This is a genomic window from Nocardioides sp. P5_C9_2, from assembly GCF_054049555.1.
The window spans coordinates 1-1,610 of sequence record NZ_JBFUMD010000663.1 but is presented as its reverse complement, the minus strand read 5'-3'; the positions used below and the strand labels follow the sequence as shown (position 1 = coordinate 1,610).

The 1,610-nt window shown below is 65.2% G+C and carries 2 protein-coding genes; one reads left to right on the top strand and one right to left on the bottom strand.

Translation table 11 applies throughout. From position 1 onward, the window contains the following. Positions 1–514 (top strand): aldehyde dehydrogenase family protein (locus tag ACXJKL_RS20780; RefSeq protein ID WP_457208892.1); only part of this gene is annotated, 514 nt, incomplete at its 5' end. Between the two features lie 296 nt (positions 515–810). On the opposite strand, the gene ACXJKL_RS20775 is transcribed toward ACXJKL_RS20780, so the two are convergent. Then, on the bottom strand, positions 811–1,610 hold an 800-nt coding region (locus tag ACXJKL_RS20775), incomplete at its 5' end, for a hypothetical protein (RefSeq protein ID WP_457208891.1).

Genomic DNA, 1,610 nt, shown 5'->3' with positions numbered 1-1,610 from the left:
GATGAAGGCACTCACCGTCGGCCCCGGCACCCACGACGACACCCAGGTCGGCCCGCTGGTCAACGAGGAGTCGGCGGCCAAGGTCGACGAGCTGGTCAAGGGCGCGGTCTCGGCCGGCGCCCGGGTCGTGCTCGGCGGCGAGCGCCCGGACCGCGAGGGCTTCTACTACTCACCGACCGTGCTGCTCGACGTCCCGCGCGGCGCCGACATCCTGGGCGAGGAGATCTTCGGCCCCGTCGCCCCGGTGCTGACCTTCACCGACGAGGACGACGCCATCGCAATGGCCAACGACACCGAGTACGGCCTGGTGTCCTACGTCTACACCCGCGACCTGGCCCGCGGCCTGCGCGTCAGCGAGCGGCTCGACGCCGGCATGGTCGGGCTCAACCGCGGCCTCGTCTCCGACCCGGCCGCTCCCTTCGGCGGCACGAAGCAGTCGGGCATCGGGCGCGAGGGTGGGCACGAGGGGATGCTGGACTACATGGAGAGCAAGTACGTCGCTGTCTCCTGGTGAGCTGAAGTCTTCACGTGGCGACGCTGCAGTCCGTTCAGCCACGTTGGAGGGCGCGAAGAACGTAGCCCGATTCGCCCAGAATGGGCTACGCCGAAGGCGCGACCGCGCCCCTTCGCCCACAGTGCCTCGCCTGGTGCGAGTTCTCCCGACGTCTTCCGAACGTCGTGCACCGGCGATCGTTGACCACGAGTAGAGCTGGTGTTTAGTCAACCGACGACGAGCGCTAGACCGACCAGATTGCGTTCCAGCCGGAGCGGGCGCCGCGAAGATCGTGCAGCATCGAAGTTCGAGTCACTCTACTTAATCAGTCCACCCGGCCAGCGCGTTTCGTGGTCCCTCTTTAGCCTCTTCATGTCACCAAGGACTGTCTTCAGCGTCGCGGATGAGGGCACCTCGCTGGCGTCGTGCGGACCTGGGTTGAGGCTGGACCGCCATAAACTCCACCGACCTCGCTCGTCGTTCGCCAGCGCAAAACCGAGAACCTCGGGGATCAGCGCGCCCAAGATCATGTCCCCAACTTCAGAGACTCGAGTCGGCGTACCCGCTTGGGTTCGACCGGTTGCGATGATTTGCTTTGCAAGACGCTCGGCAGCCCGTCGAAGTGCGGTCGCGGCGTTCTTCCGACCTTCCTCGGTTCGGCTGCCAATGGCGTCCTGGGCTTCGAGGAGATGGCGGCCAAACACATCAGTCTGATTGGTCACAGAAGTTCCCTCAGCCATATTCGTGAGGGTCAACTCGAAGCGCTCGGCGCCACGGTGGCCGTGCAGTTCGCCAAGGTTTACGGCTAGTTTCGGGTCGTGCGTGCAGACGATGACCTGAACGTTCTCCTCAAGCAACGCACCAACGGTGTTGAGTGCGAATGTCACGCTGTGCTCCGGGTCGTAGCCGGGTAGCGGGTCGTCGAGCACTACGACTGGGCTCTTGAGGAGCCGCTGACGTGCAAGGAATGCCGACAGTCCTAGTGCGTTGAGTTGGCTGTCGCTGAAGACGCCGACCGCGTCCCGCTTCTGCGGAGAGGCAGTGTCGGAGAGGGCGAGTTCGGCGGTGAGGTTCACATACCGGCGGCCGGATGCACGACGGCCGACACCCCCGAACC